Annotated in this window: 1 protein-coding gene; it reads right to left on the minus strand. The window is 73.9% G+C overall.

The genetic code is table 11. The features are described from left to right. A partial coding sequence (locus tag AR3_RS29005) for a class I SAM-dependent methyltransferase (RefSeq protein ID WP_157406850.1) occupies positions 1 to 1653 on the minus strand: 1653 nt, incomplete at both ends.

Raw genomic sequence — 1653 nt, forward strand, 5'->3', positions numbered from 1 at the left:
GTGCCGCGCGTGCCATCGAGCCTTTTCGCCAGGGCCGCGACCGTCGGCGCGTCGAACAGATCCCGCACCTCCAGCTCGGCGCCGAGCAGGGAGCGCACCCGGCTGGTCACCCGGGTCGCCAGCAGCGAGTGCCCGCCCAAGTCGAAGAAGCTCTCGTCGATGCCCACCCTGGGCAGGCCGAGCACCTCCGCGAAGATCCCGCAGAGCACCTCCTCCTGCGGGGTGCGTGGCTCCCGCCCGCCCCCGGAGGACGTCGGAGCCGGCGCCGGAAGCGCCTTGCGGTCCACCTTGCCGTTCGGCGTCACCGGCAGGGCGTCCATCGCCACAAACGCGGAGGGGACCATGAACTCCGGCAGCCGATCGCGCAGGAACTCCCGCAGTGAGGCCACCAGCTTCTCGGCCGCCTGCCTGCGCCCCGGATCATTGGCGTAGTCGCGCGGCGCACGGGAACCGCCGTGCCCGGCCGGGACGCGCACCGCGGTGAACCGAGCGTCCCCGCCCCGGATGAACAGCACGTCGACGCCGCCCGCGGCCGCCTCGCCCGACCACGTCACAGCGGCCGTGTAACCGAGCCGCTCGGCGAGCCGGTGGTAGTCCTCGGGATCCGGGACGTCGGCGTCCGGCGCGGTGAGACGCGCGCGCACCGCGGGCAGCGGCTCGCCGCCGTCCAGCGCGGACATCGCGGCGACCGCGCCGGCCAGCCGCGCATTCGGCGCCTCGACGACCCGCAGCGCCTCGGGCCGCCGCTCCGACAGGTGGGCGGCCAGGGCGTCGATCCCGCCCAGCAGCTCGTCCCAACGCATCCGCGGCACGTCGGCCAGGTCCCGCGGCGGCTCGCCGCCCTCCTTGTACAGCACGACCTCGTAGCGGTAGCGGCTCAGCTCATTGTGGTGGCGTCCCCGCTTGAGCCTGATGTCGACGCCGGCGACGCCCTCGACCCGGCGCGGCACCACCTCCTCGAAGTAGCGCGGATCGACCAGCAGCTCCTTTTCCGCGAGCACCGCCCGTTCGACGGCGCGCCGCAGCGCGGCGACGTCCGCGGTGTCGTCGGCCCGCCGCAGCTCGATCTCGGTGCGCAGACAGCGCAGCGTCCCGAGGTCGCGGACGTCGCCGAGGTACACCGCGCCGCCCGGCGCCAGCAGCCGGAACGCCGCAGACAGCACGTCGGTCAGGTAGTCGGCGCTCGGGAAGTACTGGATCACGGAGTTGAGCACGACGGTGTCGAAGAAGCCGGAGGGCAGGTCGGCGAGCGACTCGGCCGGCCGGGTCAGCAGCCGCACCCGCTCGGCCAGCTCCGGACGCGCCTGGACGTGCGCGCTCAGCGCCGCGATCGCGTCCGCGGAGAGGTCGGTGCCCCAGTAGGCCTCGCAGTGCCCCGCCACCCGGGACAGGATGAGGCCATTGCCGACGCCGATCTCCAGCACCCGCCGCGGATTCAAGGCGAGGATGCGTTCGACCGCCGCGCGCCGCCATTCCTGCATCTGGTCCAGCGGGATGGGGCGACCGTCGTGGGAGGCGGTCCACCCGGAGAAGTCCTCGCCGAAGACGCCGTCCCGCGCCGCTCTGTACTGCGACTGGAAGATCTCCTCCCACTCGCCGACGATGCGCCGCTCCCGGTCGGGATCGTCCGCGCCGCCGTCGGACGTGCCCGGC

Source organism: Actinomadura rubrobrunea NBRC 15275, from assembly GCF_001552235.1.
Classification (GTDB): Bacteria; Actinomycetota; Actinomycetes; order Streptosporangiales; family Streptosporangiaceae; genus Spirillospora; species Spirillospora viridilutea.